Origin of the sequence: Rubripirellula tenax (genome assembly GCF_007860125.1) — a bacterium.
GTDB classification, from domain to species: Bacteria; Planctomycetota; Planctomycetia; order Pirellulales; family Pirellulaceae; genus Rubripirellula; species Rubripirellula tenax.
The window spans coordinates 758,812-777,243 of record NZ_SJPW01000003.1; the positions used below are offsets into that span (position 1 = coordinate 758,812).

The window sequence follows — 18,432 nt, forward strand, 5'->3', positions numbered from 1 at the left end:
TTCGGCTGTCGCACCGATTCAAAAGGTTTGTGGAAAAGTTGTTTGACGACAAAGGATGTAGATCAAAGACAATCATTCGAACTGGGCAGAAGTAGCCATCGGGAAGGCCACGTTCTCAGGATTCCAAACCGCCGGACCGTGGGCCGGTCGAAGTTTGGTTTGCGGACGCTCGCGGAACCATGCCGATCGGGCGCTGCTGATCACGCCGACGGTAAGCAGCCAGAGGAATCCGTAATCGGGCGAGAACCAAACCGTGGATAGCAATAACAAGGTCGCTACGATCGAACCGGACAGCGCGCCGACCAGAAGCCGGAACTCGGGGTCAACCTCCAACGCCAGGAAGCTGCCGCCGATTGCTGCCGAGACACCAATCAAGGCAAACGCCGCCAGACCAAGAAAACCCCAGTTCAAAACCGTCAGGATGTAATGGTTGTCGACCGACCGAAACAGCCCTCGCAATTGAGGTTCAATGTAGGCTTGGTGAATCGACTTGGCACCCCAACTGCCATGCCCAAGCACTCCGGCTTCCGTCATCGCATCGGCATAGACTTTGTAAAGGAGTTCGCGGTGACGCGTGCCAGTGTAGGCGTACTCTTTGCCCTCGATCGTGATTATCAAACTGGCTTTCTCGCCCGAGATCGTTTCCAAATTCTCAACAATCGCCGGCCAAGCCGCCAACGCCATCACCGCTGATACGGCAACTCCAAGAAATAGCGGAACTCGGATGAATGGCAAGTAGAAAAAGAGTGCGGTAACGCCGGATACGACCAAGACCAACATTGGGCCTCGCGAGACAGTTCCAATAACGCCCAACGCGCACAACAGCGGAGTCACGTAGAAGACCGGACTGGCCAATCGTCGGCGGGCCATCGATGCGCCCTCGAGCGCCCATGGGAATAAAAGCGCCAGCACCATGCCGAAGAATATCGGATGCCCGAGCGGCCCCTCAGCACGCCGAAGCCCCATCCGACCATCATGCTCGGCGTTGAACGATCCAGATCGCTGAGCCAAAACATTCAACGGGTTGATCCCCGTCGTCGATTCAAAAATCGACCACGCGGACAGGAAAATGCACGCACAGCAGGCCCACGGTACCAGGGCACGAAGGTCGTTCATCGACGTCACCAAAATGCGACCCATCACATAAGGGACCATCCAAACCGAAAAAACGGCGGCGATCGTGGTGGGAGAAACCAATTGGTTGCGATAGACCGAAAACAAGCCGATCGCAACAAAGCAGACGACACAAACGTCGATCCAAGAAGGTTTTCGCAGCAACCGCCCGCTGAACAATGCCAACGGGATCAGCACCATCGCCGTCAAAAGACGTAGATCGAACTCCAAACCGCCGATATTACGCATCATCCAGGTCGGCACCAGCAACGTGAACAACCAACCGGTACGGACGGTAAGCGTGGGCCCACCGACCCAGGTTACGAGTCCAAGTAAGAGCGGTATTGCAAGCAGCAGAGCGGAGAACATTGCGTGGTGTTGGCGAAAAGTGGTAGGAGGGATGGGGTGGTATCGGGACGAGTTGTGATTTCGTGTGACATTCCGTTACCACCAATCGCTGGCAGGCCCCGTCGTCAGTCCTGCACCATCCGCGAGCAAAGATGTCGAGGCCGGCGGGGTACGTGTCGTGGGTTGGTGTCCACGTACATCGATCTGCGTCGACGCAAATGTTTTGCAAACGCTGTACCGCTGTGCCACCGGTATCTAAAAGTGCATCGCCAAGTAGCTTATTTTCTAATCCCACCGATGATGCCCGCCAATCCACATTGAAGCAGCGGTAACCCTGACCAACAGAAACGCCATTTAATGTGACATTCCACCCCGTTTAACCATCCTCAGAAGTTTTGCTGCTATTTCGCCAGCTTTTCATTCGGCCCAAGAGTGGTCGTCCGGTTTCGGTGGGAACGGGTCGAGAATGATAAAAACGGCCTCTTCCCGGTGATCGTTTCGATAAAACGAGACGGTGCTCTAACGCCCAAATGAGCCGTGTTGTCTCACCAGTGAAACGAACCGACTCCGCCGTTAGCGCGGCGTTGATATTTCACACTGTCCGCGAAGTACGATCGCGAAGTGATATCAAATTGAATGCTATTTCCGAGCGAATGTGTCGACTTCAAATGCTGTCGACAGATTTTTTCGGCGTCGATTCACGACCTCGGAAGTGACATTCGGAACCCAGTAAGGGAAAAATAGCGTCCTTCCCTGTTGTTACGCACCTTATGCGTTGACAAATGATTTCTCCTATCCAGACTACCTGCTACCATTATCAGGTTACCCCCCCGATCGAATATCTCGATTTTCGACGCTCCAACCGCCACCGCTTGTCTTTCCATGGTCCATCCCCACGGCCTATCCGTGAAGCCAAAACTGCTTGTTGCTTGTGAAGGCAATAGCGTGGTGGGTTCCGTGCATGCCCACTTCACGAAATGGGGGTATGAGGTGACCGCAACATCATGCATGGATGAATTGCTCCGGCGACTAGGAACGGATCCGCCTGATTTAATTCTGCTCGATTTAGGTGAGGACGAGTGCGGGTTTGATGTGCTTAACACGCTGGGTCAATCGTGGCGATCGATTCCAGTTATCGCGATGGCGCCGGAGGCGACTCTTGGTTTGGCCGTGCGTGCGACGAAGCTGGGAGCTGTTGATGTCGTTGCAAACCCGCCCGATCTATTCCAACTGCGTTTGTTGGTTGATGGAGCGGTTCGAGACAACGAGTTTCGAAGCCGATCGCGACGTACCGAAGCTGGACGTATGAATTCGATAAAAGATGCCGGAAACTTTGGAATCCTAGGGGAAAGCCAAGCGATTCACGACGTGCTGGAATTGGTCCACGATGTGGCCGAAACCGATGCGACGGTGTTGATATTGGGCGAAAGCGGTACGGGTAAGGAACTACTCGCACGCGCTATCCATCGATGTTCCGCACGCAGCAATCGGCCGTTCGTCCCCGTTAACGTGGCTGCGTTACCAGCAACGCTGTCGGAAAGCATTCTTTTCGGACACGAAAAAGGTTCCTACACCGGTGCCGATACGACCAGCGAAGGCTGGTGCGAAACCGCCGATCGTGGCACGCTAATGCTGGATGAAATCGGTGAAATGGATATCCAATTGCAGGCGAAGTTACTTCGTTTTTTGCAAGACGGAACTTACATGCGGGTCGGATCCAATCTGGTCCGAAGTGCTGATGTCCGGATCATTGCCGCCACCAATCGCGAACCCGAACAAATGGTTCGCGAATCGACGATGCGTGATGACCTTTATTATCGATTAAATGTATTTCCGATTCGAATGCCTCCGCTGCGAGAACGCCGCGATGACATTCCGATTCTGGCCGAAGCATTCCTTGACAAAGCAGTCGAAACGCACCGACGTGCGGTCGTTGGGTTTTCCAAGGATGTGATGGATTGCTTGGTCGCGTACGACTGGCCAGGGAATGTTCGCCAGCTCGAAAATTTGGTGACGCGAATGGTTTTGTTAGCGCGAGACCCGTATATCGGTATCAAAAACGTTCCGATCGAAATCAAGTCGTCGACCAAGCCGGCCGAGCCGATAACCAGGGTCGACAGCGTCGATTCCGGTTTAAGTCAAATGGAATCGCTCGAGAAGAAAGCGATCCTTGCTGCTTTGCGTGACACCGATGGAAACGCCGCCGCAGCGGCGGGTTTGTTAGGACTCGGTCAGGCCACGATCTACCGAAAGATCAAACGGTTTGATATTCAGTTGAAACAAATGAAGTTAAAACAAAAATCGGCGCAGTGAGCATTTAGTTAATTGTCATGCACTGGATTTTCCTCCCCATTCTCGCGGAATACAAAGAGTGGTTATTCCCTTTTCTGGGTGAATCCGAGCATACGTTTACATCACTGCCGCCGAAAGTCATTGTCTTTGATCGCAGTAACCAAAAGTCAGCGGTTTCGTCGCTGAAACAATGGCGATTGATGGTCGCCCATGTCCTCCAAGGCACTCGCTTGTGGAAGCCGGGCAATGGTTATGTCACCCTGTTTTCCCAGCGCCCGGCCATCCTGGGCGCTCTGAAAATGGCGTGGCTTGCCAAACGCGGACCGACGGTTGCTTGGGACTTTAATTTGGGATCGACGCCGGGCGGAATCCGCCAGTTCTTGGCGCGAATGATGCTGAAGAAGACCGACGTTTTCGTGGTCAATTCCACTCATGAACGGCACGTTTACAGCAAGTGGCTGAACCTGCCGATTGAACGATTTTACTTTTGTCATTACCAGAAACCGCGTATCGATCTCGGCGAACGCGTCCCCGCCGATCCGCCCTATATCGCCGCGGTGGGAAGCGCTTGCCGAGACTATCGAACGCTGGCTATCGCTGCTGAAAAGTTGCGAATTCCAACTGTCATTGTGTGCGCGCCCTTCCAGGCCGAGCACATACCAAAAAATGATTACGTCACCGTGAAGACAGGCCAAACAGCGGAACAGTGTCATCGCTTGATTCAATCGGCAACGATTCACGTCGTGCCCCTTGAATCCGACGAGACCTGTACCGGACATGTGACCGTCGCCGAGGGCATGTGGTTGGGAACGCCGATCGTGACATCCAATTCGATCGGGTTGCAAGACTACGTTGATGACGGAAACACGACGCTAGGATTTCAGTCTGGCAATGTCGACCAATTGACCGAAAAATTAAGCCTTCTGCTGGGCGATCGTGAACTGCGAGACAGACTGAGCCGGGCGGCATATCAATTCGCCTGTGACCATTACACCGACGAGGTCGCCGGGCGGCACCTTCGAACGGTTCTCGACCGGGCTGCGGCGAATCATCGGGACTAGCCGAAACGCCGAAAGAGACTGCGATTGTGGCCAGGATGCTGGCCTTGCTCTCACGGCTTTGCTCATCCTGAGGAGCGATTTTTCTCGATTTGATCTTTTCCATCGATACAATCGTGAAACGATTCCGGCCAAATCGCTGTCTATCGAGATTGTTGCCGGCGTAAATTTCGCTAACGGAAGACTCGGCAACCTTGCGGTGGGATAATGAAGCGGATGCAACATCCCCGTTTTTGAATGCCAAACTTGGCCCACCAATTGCTTTGATTGATGATCATCACGGACTGGGCAAACAAATTCTTTCGACCTTTCAGAGTTAAAAATCACATGCGGACGATTCTCATCACCGGCGGTGCCGGCTTCATTGGCAGCAATTTGGTTCGGCAATTGGTTCGCTCCGAACAGTACCGAGTCATCAACGTTGATAAGTTGACCTATGCTGGCAACCTGTTCTCGCTCAAGGATCTTGAGGATTCGCCGAACTACACGTTCGTCCAGGGCGACATCGGCGACGGCATGTTGATGTTAGATCTGCTGCATCGTTATCAGTGCGATGGTGTGATGAACTTGGCTGCGGAATCGCACGTCGACCGTAGCATCGGTTCACCGGGCGATTTCGTTCAAACCAACGTCGTGGGTACGTACGAGTTACTGGAAGCGACGCGAGAGTACTGGCAATCGCTGGCCGAAGAGAAGAGTGCAAACTTCCGGTTCATCCATGTGTCGACCGACGAAGTCTTCGGCTCGCTTGGTGATGAAGGTGCTTTCACCGAATCGACGCCCTATTCGCCCAACTCGCCCTATTCGGCATCGAAGGCGTCGAGCGATCACTTGGTCCGGGCCTACCACGAAACGTTCGCCCTTCCGACCATCACCACGCACTGCAGCAACAACTACGGGCCTTACCAGTTCCCCGAAAAGTTGATTCCGCTGATCATCGCCAAAGCCGTCGAAGGCAAACCGTTACCCGTTTACGGCACGGGCCTTAACGTCCGCGATTGGTTGCACGTCGAAGATCACTGCACGGCGCTGCGAACGATCTACGAATCCGGAAACGTGGGTGAGACCTACAACATCGGCGGCGGGACCGAGAAATCGAACTTGGACGTCGTCAACATCATTTGCGATACCGTCGACCGTTTGACCGGATCGTCGAAGAAGTCGAGTGACAAGATTGAATTCGTGCGTGACCGCCCGGGCCACGATTTCCGCTATGCGATCGACTGCTCGAAACTGAACAATGACCTCGGCTGGCAGGCCGCCGTCAGCTTTGAACAGGGCATCGAAGCGACTGTGAAGTGGTATTTGGCCAACAGCGATTGGGTCGAAAGCACTCGCAAGAACGGTTACGACGGCCAACGTCTGGGAATCGACGCCGAAGGCAATCCGTCGGCCGGCATTACCGCGTCGGACATGAGCGACACGGCGCCAAACCAAAACGAAGACTGCCCGTTCGAAGGCGTTGTTTTCAACAAGCTTGGCAAGTACGAAGACAATCGCGGATGGTTGATCGAACTGTTCCGCAACGATGAAGTCCCTGCGGGCAATGAACCGGTCATGGCTTACATGAGCCAAACGTTGCCAGGTGTTTCGCGTGGCCCTCACGAGCACGTCGATCAATCCGACTTGTTCGGCTTTTTCGGCCCTGGCGACTTCCGTCTGTACTTGTGGGATTCACGCAAGGACTCGCCGACTTTCGGACAACGGTTCACTCGAATCGTCGGTGCGACGAATCCACAGTCGGTCATCGTACCGCCCGGCGTTGTGCACGCTTACAAGAACGTCAGCCTGCACCCAGGCATCGTCTTCAATGCACCCAACCGCTTGTACGCCGGTCAAGGCAAACAAGACCCCGTCGACGAAATTCGTCACGAAGAAGCCGACGGTAGTGAATACCAACTGATCGACGCCTAGTCGTTCGTTGCGGATTGCGGCTGGGAATCTTCTCGGCCGCAACCTCTCGTTTTTGCGCCAGGGTTTGTTCTGGCGCCCAATCCGATTCAATATTGCGATTTTATTTTTCTCACCTCAAGAATGACCTTCATGACCTCGACGCACGCAGCTTGTACCAAAGGCATTATCCTGGCCGGTGGATCGGGCACGCGAATGGCACCGATGACATCTTGCTGCAATAAGCAATTGTTGCCGATCTACGATAAGCCGCTCGTTTACTACCCGCTTTCGACTCTGATGTTGGCAGGCGTCCGTGAAGTCTTGCTCATCTCGTCACCGACGGAAATTCATCGCTTCGAAGATTTGTTCGGTGATGGTTCCCAGTTCGGGATTGAGATCACCTACAAGGTGCAACAGGAACCCAACGGACTAGCGCAGGCGTTTGTGCTTGGCAAAGAGTTCATTGGTGATGATTCGGTTGCGTTGATCCTTGGCGACAATGTCTTCTATGGTCACGGGCTTTCGAAGACGTTGCAAAACGTTGCTCAGAGTGGCAACGGTGGGACCATCTTTGCCTACGAAGTCAGCGACCCCGAACGGTACGGCGTGATCGAAATGGACGCCGCCGGGCGACCGCTTGCGATTGTGGAAAAGCCGAAAGAACCGAAATCGAATTTCGCGGTGCCCGGAATCTATTTCTTCGACAATCGCGTCGTCGGATTCGCTGAGGCTGTCAAACCGTCACCACGCGGCGAGTACGAAATCACCGACGTGATCCAGCAGTACATGGACGACGGTTCGTTGTCGGTCCAGAAGATGGGCCGAGGCGTGGCATGGTTGGACACGGGCACACCGATGGCGCTGTTGCAGGCGTCCAACTTCATCGCGGCGATCGAACAAAGGCAAGGACTGAGGGTCTGTTGCCCGGAAGAAATCGCTGCCCGGATGGGATTCATCACTGCGGAACAGTTGGCCCAACAAGCGGCTGGAATGAAAAGTGATTACGGCGTTTATCTTCGCGGAGTTGCGAAACAGTTGATCGAAAACCCAGCCGTTCTCGAAGCCATCGAAGTCGCTTGAGTGATCCGTTGACAGTGCCTCGCCGTCCCGCTGCTGCGTTACGGACGGCGATACTTTTGATGTCGATCGTTTGCCTCTCCGCCGTGGGACTGTCCTACGTTGTCGAAGGTTCGACGTATGCAACACGGATGGCGACGACCATGGTGATGCCCGTCGGTTTGATGTGGCTCGCGTCGACGTTTTTTGCGATCGTGTTTGGGCTGCGCCGGATGGGGTCGGCATGTTTGGCGTTCGCGTTGATCAGCGGCTTGGTCTTCTTCACGGGTAACGCTTACGTTGTGTCATCGTTCATGTCGTCGGTCGAATGGCCGGAAGACTCTGTTCCGACGACGCTTGAAACGCCGTTTCGCAGTGTCGTCGTTTTGGGCGGTGGAGTTTCGATCAGCCCGTTGGGGAATCCGGAACTGAGCGATGATGGCGAGCGAGTCTTCTCGGCCGCTCAACTATTCAGCGCCGGACGAACGCGATCGATCATCTGTACCGGCGCGACGCCAGACGGACGATACAACCCATCCGACGTCGGTCGCGATCTGTTGTTGTCGACGGGGATACCCGACAAAGTTATCTATCGCGTCGAAGGCGAAAATACCACGCAAGAGATGAAGGCGATGCGACAATTCTTGGACAATCCGCCCGAGGGTTTTCCAACCGACGGTGAGGTTGCATTGATCACCAGCGCGTTTCACATGCGCCGCGCCATGCGATTAGCCGAAGTCCAGGGTTTAGCGTTTTTGGCGTATCCCGTTGCATTTCGATCAGACGCCGACCACGGGTTCGAACCGCACCGACTGGTCCCCACCGCAGGTTCGATGGCAGACTTTTCGTTGGCGCTAAAAGAGCGTTTGGCCGCTATTGTCGGCCGCTGAGAAACCGTCTCGGAATGACTTCCCGCTTTACGGCTGGTGCGAAAAGAATGTCCCAACTCTTTTGTGCTTAGCATCCGAAGACGCCTCGCGTGCGATTGTTGGTCCATCTAGAAGCCGAGCCTTGCGATGAAGCGACGGCCGCCCGGAATCCGACTCGCGATTTCGGAGACCGCCAAGGGAACGACCAGCGCGACACAAAAAAGTCCCACCCCCATCCAAGCATGCGGATCGGGAATCATTCGTCCGATCAAACGCAGCGACAGATAGACCACAAAAATGTGCGACAAATAGATCCCGTACGACCGAGCGCTCAAGTACTCGGTAACTGGATTGGCCGAAAGGCGGCTGAATGCCCAAATCACCGCTGTTCCGTAAAAGACGATCCAAGGATGATCGTACGGATTCGATTCGGGATGGTTGGCATAGTGACGCACGGTCATCCCGCCAAACAACATGGCAAGAATCAAGCCAACGTACGAGTAGCGAAGGAACATAGTTCGAAGATGCAAACGCTCGGAAAACAATCCCATCGCGAAGAAGAAAAACCAGTAAGGGACATACCTCAGATCGTAAGCGGCGCGAGCAGTCTCGGAGACGGCGACCGATTCGAAGACGGCGTTCTTTACACTACTATGGAAAATCGCGATGACCAACGAAATGAATAGGGTGATGGATGCCACGCGCACCGTGAATCGAGTCATCAAAAAACCGATGCAGTAACAGCACACGATGACGAAAACGAAATAGTAGATGTTCCAGTCTTGAGCGAATATCAACCGCCCGATGCTGCGCACCGGATCCTGCCATGGGAAGGGTGAACCGTACGCGAAGGCGGAAACGAATTGAGCCGCAATCGCATAAATCAGATAGGGACCGACCACTCGTTTGATTCGACGAAAGAGTCGGTCGGTCGTCGTCACCGAAACGAACAAGAGGCCAGAGCAGTACAGAAAGACCGGAATGCAAAACCGAAGCGAACTGAAACCAATTTGGACAGTACTGCCTTCCACCATAAATCGATCCAGCGTGTGAATGGCAACGACCGCCAGGATCGATATGGCTTTCATCACATCGATTGCACCGTCGCGCGGATGTGAAATCGTGCTCGCCGAAAACGTCACTTCGCTGTCGATCGTAGTCTTCGATCCGCTCATTTTTGGCGCCTGTGAATGACGTGTTTCGGGTCGGTTTTTATCGTGCCGTACTTGTAATATCGGCCTGCCGCTCAAGTTAGATAATCTTTCCACCGGCGGGCAGAGCAACATCGCCTTCTTTGTGCCGTGTACGATTTCACCTTTACGGCGACTTCGAACCCATCACGTCGCCAGTGTTATCGGAGTAGTCTTCGTTGTTTGCTGTGGATGATTCGACCGTTGCAAATGTGCCTTGGCGATCCCGTTTGCGAGCGTCAACCCAAACGCAGCCGCTGATGTACTTGGCAGCCGCAGTCATCGCCGGCGTGTTGGTGGATTCGTTTTGGAGTACGTCGCCCTCGTTTGCGTCCGACAGAATACGAACGATGTTTTGGATGGTCATCATCCTTTCGTGCGTCGTTTCGATTTTCGTGTGCGCGCGTCTTGGACGATCGGTGACTTCCGCCGTGGCGCTCGCGATTGCGGTATTCGGATTGGGCGGATTGAATCACGCCATTCAAATGCGAAGCTATGCCGAATCGACAATCGCCAAAATGATGGGTCCCCAGTCTCGGCCTACGATTGTCGAAGGCGTCATCGAGCGACCCGCCGTGCTGCGTCGTCATCCGATGGCCGAGCGACGTAGTTTCGAAAACCAATCACCGTGGCAAACACAATTTGAAGTAACGCTGGATCGAGTCCGTGTCGGATACGACTTTGAACCGATCGACGGTCGCGTGTTGGTCAGCGTCGATGGGCGGCTGGACGAGTTTCTGCCCGGGGATCCGATTCGCGTATTCGGCGACATCCGAGGCATCGCGCCGCCGACAAATCCCGGTCAAACGGATATGGCGGGATACTATCACCGACGCCGGCTGCAGGGACGCATCGATGTCAATCAGATCGAGCAAGTACAACGAATCGGCGAACCCGTTTCAGGCTACGGATTCTCGCGTCTGATCGCGCAGGCAGCGGCCCGCAGTCGCGATGGTTTGCTCGACAATTTGAGCGAATCGGCCGGACCGTTAGCGGTCGCATTGGTAATCGGACAGCGTGACTTTGTCGACCAAGAGACGCGTGACCAGTTATTGGTAACAGGAACGGCGCACCTTTTGTCGGTCAGCGGGATGCACCTTGCTATCGTTGTCTTGATGACTCAATGGATCGCAATGATCTTACGAATGCCGATGACGGCCAAGATCGGCCTGATCATCGTTGTATGCATTTTCTACTGCGCGATCACCGGCGCCCGACCACCGGTGATGCGTGCTGCGGTGTTGGTTTCGACGCTGATGTTTTCGATCTGGATGCGGCGACCGGGCCAAGCGATCAACACGCTTTCGTTGGCTGGACTGATCCTAGTGCTCGCCAATCCCCAGAATGTATTTAGCGTCGGTGTTCAGTTGTCTTTCTTAGCTGTTGCCACGTTGATCATGACCAGCGGTCGCGGTCGCACCGGGTCACCCGCCATCGATCAAGCCATTCGCAACGAAGAACAGTTGTCCGAGCTGGCGAAATCGGCGCGGCCGATGGCGATCAAACAACTTGGATACGGTGTCGACATCATCCGACAATTGTTGTGGTTCAGCCTTTGTGTTTCCGTGATCAGTTTGCCACTAGTATGGCACCAGTTCAACGTGATCTCGTGGATCAGCGTGCCCACCAACGTCGTACTCGGGCCGCTCTTGGTGCTAGCGTTGGCATCAGGAATTTGTACAGCCGGCGGCGTTTTGTTGGGCGCACCTTTGTTAGCCGTTCCGGCGACTGTTTGTGAGTTTTCGCTTGCGGTGATGCGTTGGTTGATCCAGTGGGCGGCCGACGTACCGTGGGGACACGCTTGGCTGCCCGCGCCGCCGACGTGGTGGGTGATCCTGTTCTACATCGTGATCGGATTGTCGCTTTGTTACCCCGACGGACCTCGGGTTCGCACATGGCGATACCGGTGGATGGTTGTTTGGGTAGCCATCGCGTGGTTGATGGCGACGTGGCAACCGAGGCTCGATCGAGAAACCCTGGAAGCCACATTCGTCGACGTCGGACACGGGACCAGCGTCGTGATTCGATCCGGCGACGGCGACGTATGGCTTTACGACTGCGGACGGCTGGGCAATGACGTGGGCAGCAGCCGTGGCATCGACGAAGCGATTTGGTCGCTGGGCGTGACGCGGCTCAACGGTGTCTTTTTGTCCCACGCCGACTCCGATCACTTCAACGCGTTGCCCGGCTTGCTACGCCGTTTTCGAGTCGACCAGATTTGCACGCCGCCGGGCATGATGGCCGAGCCGGAAGTCGCACTTGATCCGATTCGCGATTCAGTCCAGCGGTACCGTGTGCCGGTACACGAATTGTCGCGCGGAGACGAAGTCACGCTGGGTCGATCGACGATGCGAGTCTTGCATCCTCCGACGATACGGCTGCCCGCCAGCGACAATGCGAACTCGTTGGTCGTCCGCATCGATCGTCACGACAAGGTGCTATTGTTGCCAGGCGATCTGGAGCCGCCGGGGACCGATGTTTTGGTCAATCAGATTCGACCAGCCCCCGGGGGCGTCTTGATGGCGCCACACCACGGCAGTCTGCAGATGGACGCCCCCAAGGTCTTACAGTGGTGCCGGCCGGCCGAGACGATCGTCAGCGGTGGCCAGCGAGCCGATCGGCCAGAAGTGACCGACATGCTGGGGGAATTCGGCAGCGGCGTCCACGTCACCGCGCACGACGGCGCGATCCGAGTCCGAATCGACGGGTCGGGGCAGGTCGAAATCCGATCGTGGTTGGTTTCGCCCTGGTGAGCGTCAGATGGTGAGCCGGGGGCGTCGCAGTGGTGCTGGCCGAAGTGTAACGACGCCCAAAGGTTAAGGCGCAGACATTTTTTCCTCAGCAGGTACGATTGAGGTCTCCCCGCTCGCCATTCTTCGAGAACACCAGCGAAGCTTATGTTGGCCATCCTTCGCGAGATTTCCGTCACCTGCTTCTTCACCAGTTACCTGGTCGTCTTGGTGCTGGAATTGCTGCGCTTGGCGGGACGAATTCCCGGTCGCGGTTTAGCGGTGTTGGTGATGATGGTCGTCGGGCTGTTCACCCACGTCTGCTATATCTGGCTTCGCGCCAGCGCGATCGACGGGGCCGACGCGGGGATGTTGGCGACTTGGTCGGATTGGTCGCTGTTGATGGCGCTTGCGCTGGCGATCTTCTTCTTCGTGTTTTACCTGCTTCGGCCGGACACGATCATCAGCTTCTTTTTTCTGCCCGTCGTGATGGGGCTGATCGCGTTGTCGTTCGCCGTTGGACACTTGCCACCATTCACTCGGACCGAGGCTGTCGAGGTTTGGCGAAACGCTCACGCGGTTGCCATGGCGGTGGGATCGTCGGCGGTGCTGGTCGGTTTCCTGGCCGGCGTGATGTACTTGGTTCAGTCTTGGCGACTGAAACGGCATCGCGCCGGATCGTCATTACGATTGCCGACCTTGGAAACGTTGGGACGATTGAACCGCCGCTGCCTTGTGATCAGCACGATTGCCGTCGCGATCGGATTGTTGGCGGGCGTGGTAATGAACCTGAATCGTTGGGGGCACGTCGATTGGACCGACCGTGGCGTGTTGCTAAGTGTGTTGTTGTTGGTGTGGTTGCTGGCCGCCGCGTCGGTCGAGTTTTTTTATGCACCGGCAAGCCGAGGTCGCAAAGCCGTTTATTTGACGCTCGCCAGTCTTGGGTTTTTGGTGCTAGCGATGGGCGGCGTGCTGAGTACTCCGCACGGTCAATCGGGCGAAACGCCGGCGGTTGATTCCGCGGTCATCGAGTCCCCCGATTCGAACATCCGGAGCGACGGGGAGCGATCACTTTGAATCTTCAAATGATCGGCTGCAGCCACCACGACGCAGCGGTTGAGTTTCGCGAAAAGGTAGCCTTCCCCAGCGACCAAGTCGGCTTAGCGCTGGCCGCATTCCGCGAACGATTTCCGTCCAGCGAATTGGTGCTGATCAGCACCTGCAATCGGATCGAGCTGTACACGACCGCCGGAAACGACAACGAACTCGATCGCGATGCGGTTGCCGAGTTTCTGGCGGAGCAACGTTGTTTGAAGATGGACGAGATTGTCGACCAGATGATCTATCGGGTCGGCGTCGAAGCCGTCGAACACCTGTTCACGGTCGCAGCCAGTTTAGACAGCATGGTCGTTGGCGAGGCCCAGATATTGGCCCAAGTCAAACAGGCCTACGACATGGCTTGTGAATCGGGTTCGGCCGGGCCACTGACGCACAGTGTCTTTCAAGCCGCCAACCGTGCTGCGAAACGAGTCCAGGAAGAAACGGCGATTCACCGCAGGCGTGTCAGCGTCCCCAGTGTCGCGGTGGGGGAAGTGATTCCCGAAGTGTTCGATTCGCTAAAGAAAAAGCGCGTCGTGATTTGTGGCGCGGGCGAAATGGGCGAAGAAACCCTTCGCTACTTGATTCAAGCAGGCGCCACCGACGTGCGACTGTTGAACCGATCGTATGATCGCGCGGTGGCGTTGGCCAAATCGTTCGACGTCACACCGGTTCCGTGGGACCAACTTTACGACGAAGTCGTGGCGGCCGACGTGCTGATCGGCGCGACTTCGGCGAACGAAACGATCATGAACCAAAAGCTCTTTTTGCCGCTGCATGCGAAGCGACAGGGCCGCGTGTTGTTGATCTTAGACCTGGCCGTTCCGCGAGACTTTGAAGCTTCGATCGGTGAGTTATCGAGCGTCTATCTGTATGGGATCGACGATTTGAAAGCCGCCTGCGAACGCAATCGCCGCGAGCGACAAAAAGAATGGCCCAAAGCGAAGCAGATCATCGCTGAAGAAACCGAACGGTTCATCCAAGCCATCCATCATCGGGCGACGGGTCCCGTGATCCAGCGACTTCGTAACCAAGCTGGTGAATTGAAGAACGACGAACTGGATCGCTTGAAGAACAAGTTGGGGCTTGGTGATGGAGACGCCGCCGCGATCAAAGAAATCGAAAAATCATTCGATCGTTTGATCAATAAACTGCTGCACCCGCCGCTGGCGTCCATCCGAGACGACGCGGCGGAAGGGCATCGCCGTGGGCTGGTGGAAGCCCTACGGCACTTGTTCAACCTTGGCGACGACTAGGCGATTATCTCGAATCCCAAACCATCGGAGAACCGTAAGGCCTGGGGTCATACGAACAGTTCCTAAGCAACCGACCGCAAAGCGACTACGCGAGACTCAGTCCCACTGGTCATCTTCTTCGTCGCCATCCTCGACATCGTCTTCTTCGTCGTCGTCCTCGCTCCAATCTTCGTCGTCGTCCTCTTCTTCGTCGTCATCCTCAGCGTCGTCGTCTTCATCCTCGTCGTCATCTTCGTCGTCATCGTCGTCGACTTCTTCCCAGTCGTCGTCGAGCTCGTCATCGTCCTCGTCCTCGTCCTCGTCCTCATCATCATCGTCGTCGTCGTCATCATCGTCCCAGTCGTCGTCGTCGTCGTCGTCGAAGTCATCATCGTCATCGTCGATTTCAATTTCGTCCTCGTCGTCCTCGATCACGGCTTGGGGCACACCGGCGGGATCGACGGGTGCGAACGGACCGAGTGTCTCGGCGTCATCCGACGAAACGACCGCGGCGGCGAAAACGGACGAGTTCAGTTCTGGTTGACCGAAAACGGTCGTTTCTAGAACTGGCGCGGCAAGGGTACTCACGACAGACTCCTTCGTGGGTGTCGACAAATCATCAAGGGGTAAATCTGGTTGGGCATCATCTTGTAACGTCTGCCAATCGATGGGTGGCAGGGCATTGATACTGGATAGCCCGAAAATCTGTAAAAAACGTTTGGTGGTACCATAAAGATACGGCCGCCCGAGCTCTTCGCTACGACCGGCGACACGTATCAAATCTCGTTCCATCAACTGCCGCAATATTTCGCCGCACGCAACGCCACGAATTGCTTCCGCGCTGGCCCGTGAAACCGGTTGTCGGTAAGCGACGACCGCAAGCGTTTCCATCATCGGCGTGGACAACCTAACCGCTTCAGGTAAATGTCCAAGCCTAGCTAACCAAGGTGCCAACACCGGATGCGTCAACATTCGGAATCCGCCAGCAACCTGTTCGATTCTCATGGCTCTGCCGTGAGTGTCATAAACACGATTGAGCTGGCGGACAAGTGTACGAGCCTCGGTAGCGTCCGCCAAGTGAGCCAATTGGGCAAGTTTTCGAGGACTTAGCGACCCCTTCGTGATCAACAGGACAGCTTCGGCTCGCATCTGCCGTACACGTGGTTCTTCGTCATCGACGGAATCTTCCTCTGAATCCACTCCCTCGTCGTTAACGACGATGGCGGATGCAAACGTCACCCCGTACGGACGCGGCAACCGAACCGCAGAGATCGGAAATCGACCCCAGCCGTAGGAGTCGCGGCGAACGATGGGGGACGCGTGTCGCTGCATGGTTTAAGTGATGAAATTTTCCGTCGACACATCGACAATTTGGTAAACAGTATCGTTTGTATTCGTTTCGGCGCAACATCTCGTACTTGGTCCGCCATGTCCACCTCGGTTTCTAACCCCGCTGACCCTCATTCAGTCGGTAACAAGTCCCAGGGCAACCCTTCGCAGATTACTGGCACGCAGGGTCAACGTCCGGCCAATCGTGGCAAGGCGGCCGATAATCGTAAAGCTCGGCTATGGGTGACCTTGGCGGCCACCGTCTTGTTCGTCATCGTCGGTTTTTTGGTGATCCGCACTCAAGGCTATGTCAGCGGAAGTGAGTTTTCGCCGTCTCATTTTCAAAAACGCGACTTCAGTTTCTACGAAATACCGCTGATTCACCTGCAAATCACACCCATCAAGCGCTCAGGAACGACTCCCGAAACAGCGGTCTACCTGCGACAAACGGGCCTGATCCCGGCCGCAACCGGAAATCCCGATGTTTGGCATTTGGTCACGATCCAGCGCGGATTGACGGGCCGTACGCCTGCCGATGCTCAGTTATTGACCGACCAACTGGAACTCAACACCGGCTCGAACCCGTATTGGAAACAGTGGTGCACCGATCATCCCAAACTCGCACGGGAACTGTGGCCGACGATCCAAAAACTTGCCGATCGCGAGCTTTACATCCTGATGCCGCGGATGCTTGAGATCGCCCAGAACCAGCCATCCATCGAGGCGTTGCAAACCGAAATCGACAAATACCTCAAACGCGAGTACGCCGGCCTGATCGCTGACCTCAAAGAGACCGGCCGCAACGATTTGGCCGAAGCACTGCGTCAAGAAGCCTCGCGAGACTACCCCGGCGATCCAGCCTTTTGAACCTTCGAAGTAACTGCTGACGTGATCTACCTCGACAACAATGCCACAACCGCGATCGATCCGCGGGTCGCCGAAGTTCTGGTGCGCGAACTTGCGTCCGGCCCGAGCAATCCGTCGTCGCTGCATGGTGTCGGACGCCGGGCGCGGGCAAAAGTCGACGACGCGGTCGAGCGAATCGGAGCCACCCTGGGAACGCGGTTGGACCGACCTGGTGGTCCCAGGTTGATTCTGACCAGCGGCGGTACCGAGGCTAACAACCTGGCAATCACCGGGATGGGCGACGATTTACCGGCTCCCATCGTGATCAGCCGCATCGAACACCCCAGCATCATTGCCGTCGCTCAATCGATCCAATCGAGCGGTCGCACGATCCGATGGCTGGACGTGGATTCCGATGGCGTCGTGCGGATCGACCAACTGGACAACTTGATTCGTGGCGAAGGGATTCACGGCCGAAGCGATCACCCCGGCGGCCCCGCGTCGATGGTTTCGATCATGTCGGCCAATAACGAAACCGGCGTCATCCAACCAATCGCCGAAGCCGGGGCGATTTGCCACGCCGCAGGTGTACCGATGCACGTCGATGCGACCCAATCGATCGGAAAGGTCGATTTCGACGTCGAAGCATCGGGCGCATCGGCGGTCACGTTCACGGCGCACAAATTTCACGGGCCGGTCGGTATCGGCGGTTTGTGGTTGGCCGGCGGAGTTACGCTTCGCCCGATGCTTCACGGCGGCCAACAGCAGCTCGAATCGCGTCCCGGAACTGAACCTGTCGCCATGATCGTTGCGATGGCAAAAGCAATCGAGCTTGCCACGAACGAACGCGACGCCGCAGCCACACACATGATGTCGCTGAGAGATCAATTGGAGGGCGCGCTCGTCGCCGCGTTTCCGGAAATCGTTGTTCAGGGTTGTAGTTTTCAGGGCAGTGGACAACCGGGCAACCGTGCCGCGACGCGACTACCGTCGACGTCCTGTGTGTCGATGGTCGGCACGGATCGGCAGTCGATGTTGATGGCGCTTGATATGGCGGGCGTCGCGTGCAGCAGCGGGTCCGCGTGCAGCAGCGGCAGCAGCCCGCCCAGCCACGTCCTGATCGCGATGGGACGACCGGAATCCGAAATCCGGTCGGCGCTCCGGTTCGGGGTGTCGAAGTTTTCCACCGAACAAGAAATTTCAAAGTCGATCGAACGTATCTCCATTTCATACAAGCACTTAAGTAAATAGTTGACTGTGGATAACCTTTAGTTTTCCACTCGCTTTTCGACCAGAACTCCGTACAATGTCGCTGTTGCCGTGGTAAACGACCCAGTCTGCCAGGGCACGGCAAGACTGTTTCTTCCACTTTCTCT

Annotated in this window: 14 protein-coding genes; 10 read left to right on the forward strand and 4 right to left on the reverse strand. The window is 55.9% G+C overall.

The window, feature by feature from the left end; all coding sequences use genetic code 11:
* Positions 1 to 72 precede the first annotated feature (72 nt).
* Positions 73 to 1,482 (reverse strand): O-antigen ligase family protein, encoded by a 1,410-nt coding sequence (locus tag Poly51_RS13455; protein WP_146458278.1) that lies wholly within the window; start codon positions 1,480 to 1,482, stop codon positions 73 to 75.
* 861 nt (positions 1,483 to 2,343) lie between these two features.
* Between Poly51_RS13455 and Poly51_RS13460 the strand changes: the two genes are divergently transcribed.
* From Poly51_RS13460 to Poly51_RS13480, 5 genes are all read left to right on the forward strand, one after another.
* Positions 2,344 to 3,774 carry a sigma-54-dependent transcriptional regulator gene (locus Poly51_RS13460; RefSeq protein ID WP_146458280.1) on the forward strand — a complete coding sequence of 477 codons (1,431 nt, stop codon included), beginning with the start codon at positions 2,344 to 2,346 and terminating at the stop codon, positions 3,772 to 3,774.
* 17 nt (positions 3,775 to 3,791) lie between these two features.
* A complete protein-coding gene (locus tag Poly51_RS13465) occupies positions 3,792 to 4,814 on the forward strand; it encodes a glycosyltransferase (RefSeq protein WP_146458282.1) in 1,023 nt (340 codons plus the stop codon).
* Positions 4,815 to 5,138: 324 nt separating this feature from the next.
* Entirely contained in the window at positions 5,139 to 6,725 is a 1,587-nt protein-coding gene (rfbB, locus tag Poly51_RS13470) for a dTDP-glucose 4,6-dehydratase (RefSeq protein ID WP_146458285.1), read from the forward strand.
* A 129-nt stretch (positions 6,726 to 6,854) separates the two neighbouring features.
* Positions 6,855 to 7,784 carry a glucose-1-phosphate thymidylyltransferase RfbA gene (rfbA, locus tag Poly51_RS13475; protein ID WP_146458287.1) on the forward strand — a complete coding sequence of 310 codons (930 nt, stop codon included), beginning with the start codon at positions 6,855 to 6,857 and terminating at the stop codon, positions 7,782 to 7,784.
* A gap of 14 nt (positions 7,785 to 7,798) precedes the next feature.
* On the forward strand, positions 7,799 to 8,650 hold the full coding sequence (locus Poly51_RS13480; protein ID WP_246114507.1) for a YdcF family protein: 852 nt from the start codon (positions 7,799 to 7,801) through the stop codon (positions 8,648 to 8,650).
* A 107-nt stretch (positions 8,651 to 8,757) separates the two neighbouring features.
* Here the strand turns inward: Poly51_RS13480 and Poly51_RS13485 are convergent, their stop codons facing one another.
* Both Poly51_RS13485 and Poly51_RS30425 read right to left on the reverse strand, forming a co-directional pair.
* Positions 8,758 to 9,804: an acyltransferase gene (locus tag Poly51_RS13485; RefSeq protein WP_186775533.1), complete on the reverse strand. Its 1,047-nt coding sequence runs from the start codon at positions 9,802 to 9,804 to the stop codon at positions 8,758 to 8,760.
* Between the two features lie 142 nt (positions 9,805 to 9,946).
* Positions 9,947 to 10,189, reverse strand: coding sequence for a hypothetical protein (locus Poly51_RS30425; RefSeq protein ID WP_186775534.1), 243 nt, complete (start codon positions 10,187 to 10,189; stop codon positions 9,947 to 9,949).
* Here Poly51_RS30425 and Poly51_RS13490 point away from each other — a divergent pair.
* The 3 genes from Poly51_RS13490 (at position 10,170) to hemA (ending at position 14,902) form a co-directional block, all read left to right on the forward strand.
* Positions 10,170 to 12,572 carry a ComEC/Rec2 family competence protein gene (locus Poly51_RS13490; protein ID WP_186775535.1) on the forward strand — a complete coding sequence of 801 codons (2,403 nt, stop codon included), beginning with the start codon at positions 10,170 to 10,172 and terminating at the stop codon, positions 12,570 to 12,572. The two genes, Poly51_RS30425 and Poly51_RS13490, sit on opposite strands and share 20 nt — an antisense overlap.
* A gap of 144 nt (positions 12,573 to 12,716) precedes the next feature.
* Complete coding sequence (gene ccsA, locus Poly51_RS13495) at positions 12,717 to 13,625, forward strand: cytochrome c biogenesis protein CcsA (protein WP_146458295.1); 909 nt, start codon at positions 12,717 to 12,719, stop codon at positions 13,623 to 13,625.
* Positions 13,622 to 14,902 carry a glutamyl-tRNA reductase gene (gene hemA, locus Poly51_RS13500; protein ID WP_146458296.1) on the forward strand — a complete coding sequence of 427 codons (1,281 nt, stop codon included), beginning with the start codon at positions 13,622 to 13,624 and terminating at the stop codon, positions 14,900 to 14,902. Before ccsA ends, hemA begins: the two co-directional genes overlap by 4 nt.
* A gap of 96 nt (positions 14,903 to 14,998) precedes the next feature.
* Here hemA and scpB read toward each other — a convergent pair whose 3' ends face one another.
* Positions 14,999 to 16,213 (reverse strand): SMC-Scp complex subunit ScpB, encoded by a 1,215-nt coding sequence (scpB, locus tag Poly51_RS13505; protein WP_186775536.1) that lies wholly within the window; start codon positions 16,211 to 16,213, stop codon positions 14,999 to 15,001.
* 96 nt (positions 16,214 to 16,309) lie between these two features.
* Between scpB and Poly51_RS13510 the strand changes: the two genes are divergently transcribed.
* Together Poly51_RS13510 and Poly51_RS13515 are read left to right on the forward strand one after the other, a co-directional pair.
* Complete coding sequence (locus tag Poly51_RS13510; protein ID WP_246114477.1) at positions 16,310 to 17,077, forward strand: hypothetical protein; 768 nt, start codon at positions 16,310 to 16,312, stop codon at positions 17,075 to 17,077.
* Positions 17,078 to 17,098: 21 nt separating this feature from the next.
* Positions 17,099 to 18,307: a cysteine desulfurase family protein gene (locus Poly51_RS13515; protein ID WP_146458297.1), complete on the forward strand. Its 1,209-nt coding sequence runs from the start codon at positions 17,099 to 17,101 to the stop codon at positions 18,305 to 18,307.
* Positions 18,308 to 18,432 lie beyond the last annotated feature (125 nt).

Excerpts from the sequence above, each read along its gene's own strand:
- rfbA (WP_146458287.1), top strand. The coding sequence starts at position 6,855 with ATGACCTCGACGCACGCAGCTTGTACCAAAGGCATTATCCTGGCCGGT.
- Poly51_RS13510 (WP_246114477.1), top strand. The coding sequence starts at position 16,310 with ATGTCCACCTCGGTTTCTAACCCCGCTGACCCTCATTCAGTCGGTAAC.
- Poly51_RS13455 (WP_146458278.1), bottom strand. The coding sequence starts at position 1,482 with ATGTTCTCCGCTCTGCTGCTTGCAATACCGCTCTTACTTGGACTCGTA.
- scpB (WP_186775536.1), bottom strand. The coding sequence starts at position 16,213 with ATGCAGCGACACGCGTCCCCCATCGTTCGCCGCGACTCCTACGGCTGG.
- Poly51_RS13465 (WP_146458282.1), top strand. The coding sequence starts at position 3,792 with ATGCACTGGATTTTCCTCCCCATTCTCGCGGAATACAAAGAGTGGTTA.
- Poly51_RS13485 (WP_186775533.1), bottom strand. The coding sequence starts at position 9,804 with ATGAGCGGATCGAAGACTACGATCGACAGCGAAGTGACGTTTTCGGCG.
- rfbB (WP_146458285.1), top strand. The coding sequence starts at position 5,139 with ATGCGGACGATTCTCATCACCGGCGGTGCCGGCTTCATTGGCAGCAAT.
- Poly51_RS13460 (WP_146458280.1), top strand. The coding sequence starts at position 2,344 with ATGGTCCATCCCCACGGCCTATCCGTGAAGCCAAAACTGCTTGTTGCT.
- ccsA (WP_146458295.1), top strand. The coding sequence starts at position 12,717 with ATGTTGGCCATCCTTCGCGAGATTTCCGTCACCTGCTTCTTCACCAGT.
- Poly51_RS30425 (WP_186775534.1), bottom strand. The coding sequence starts at position 10,189 with ATGATGACCATCCAAAACATCGTTCGTATTCTGTCGGACGCAAACGAG.
- Poly51_RS13490 (WP_186775535.1), top strand. The coding sequence starts at position 10,170 with ATGTTTTGGATGGTCATCATCCTTTCGTGCGTCGTTTCGATTTTCGTG.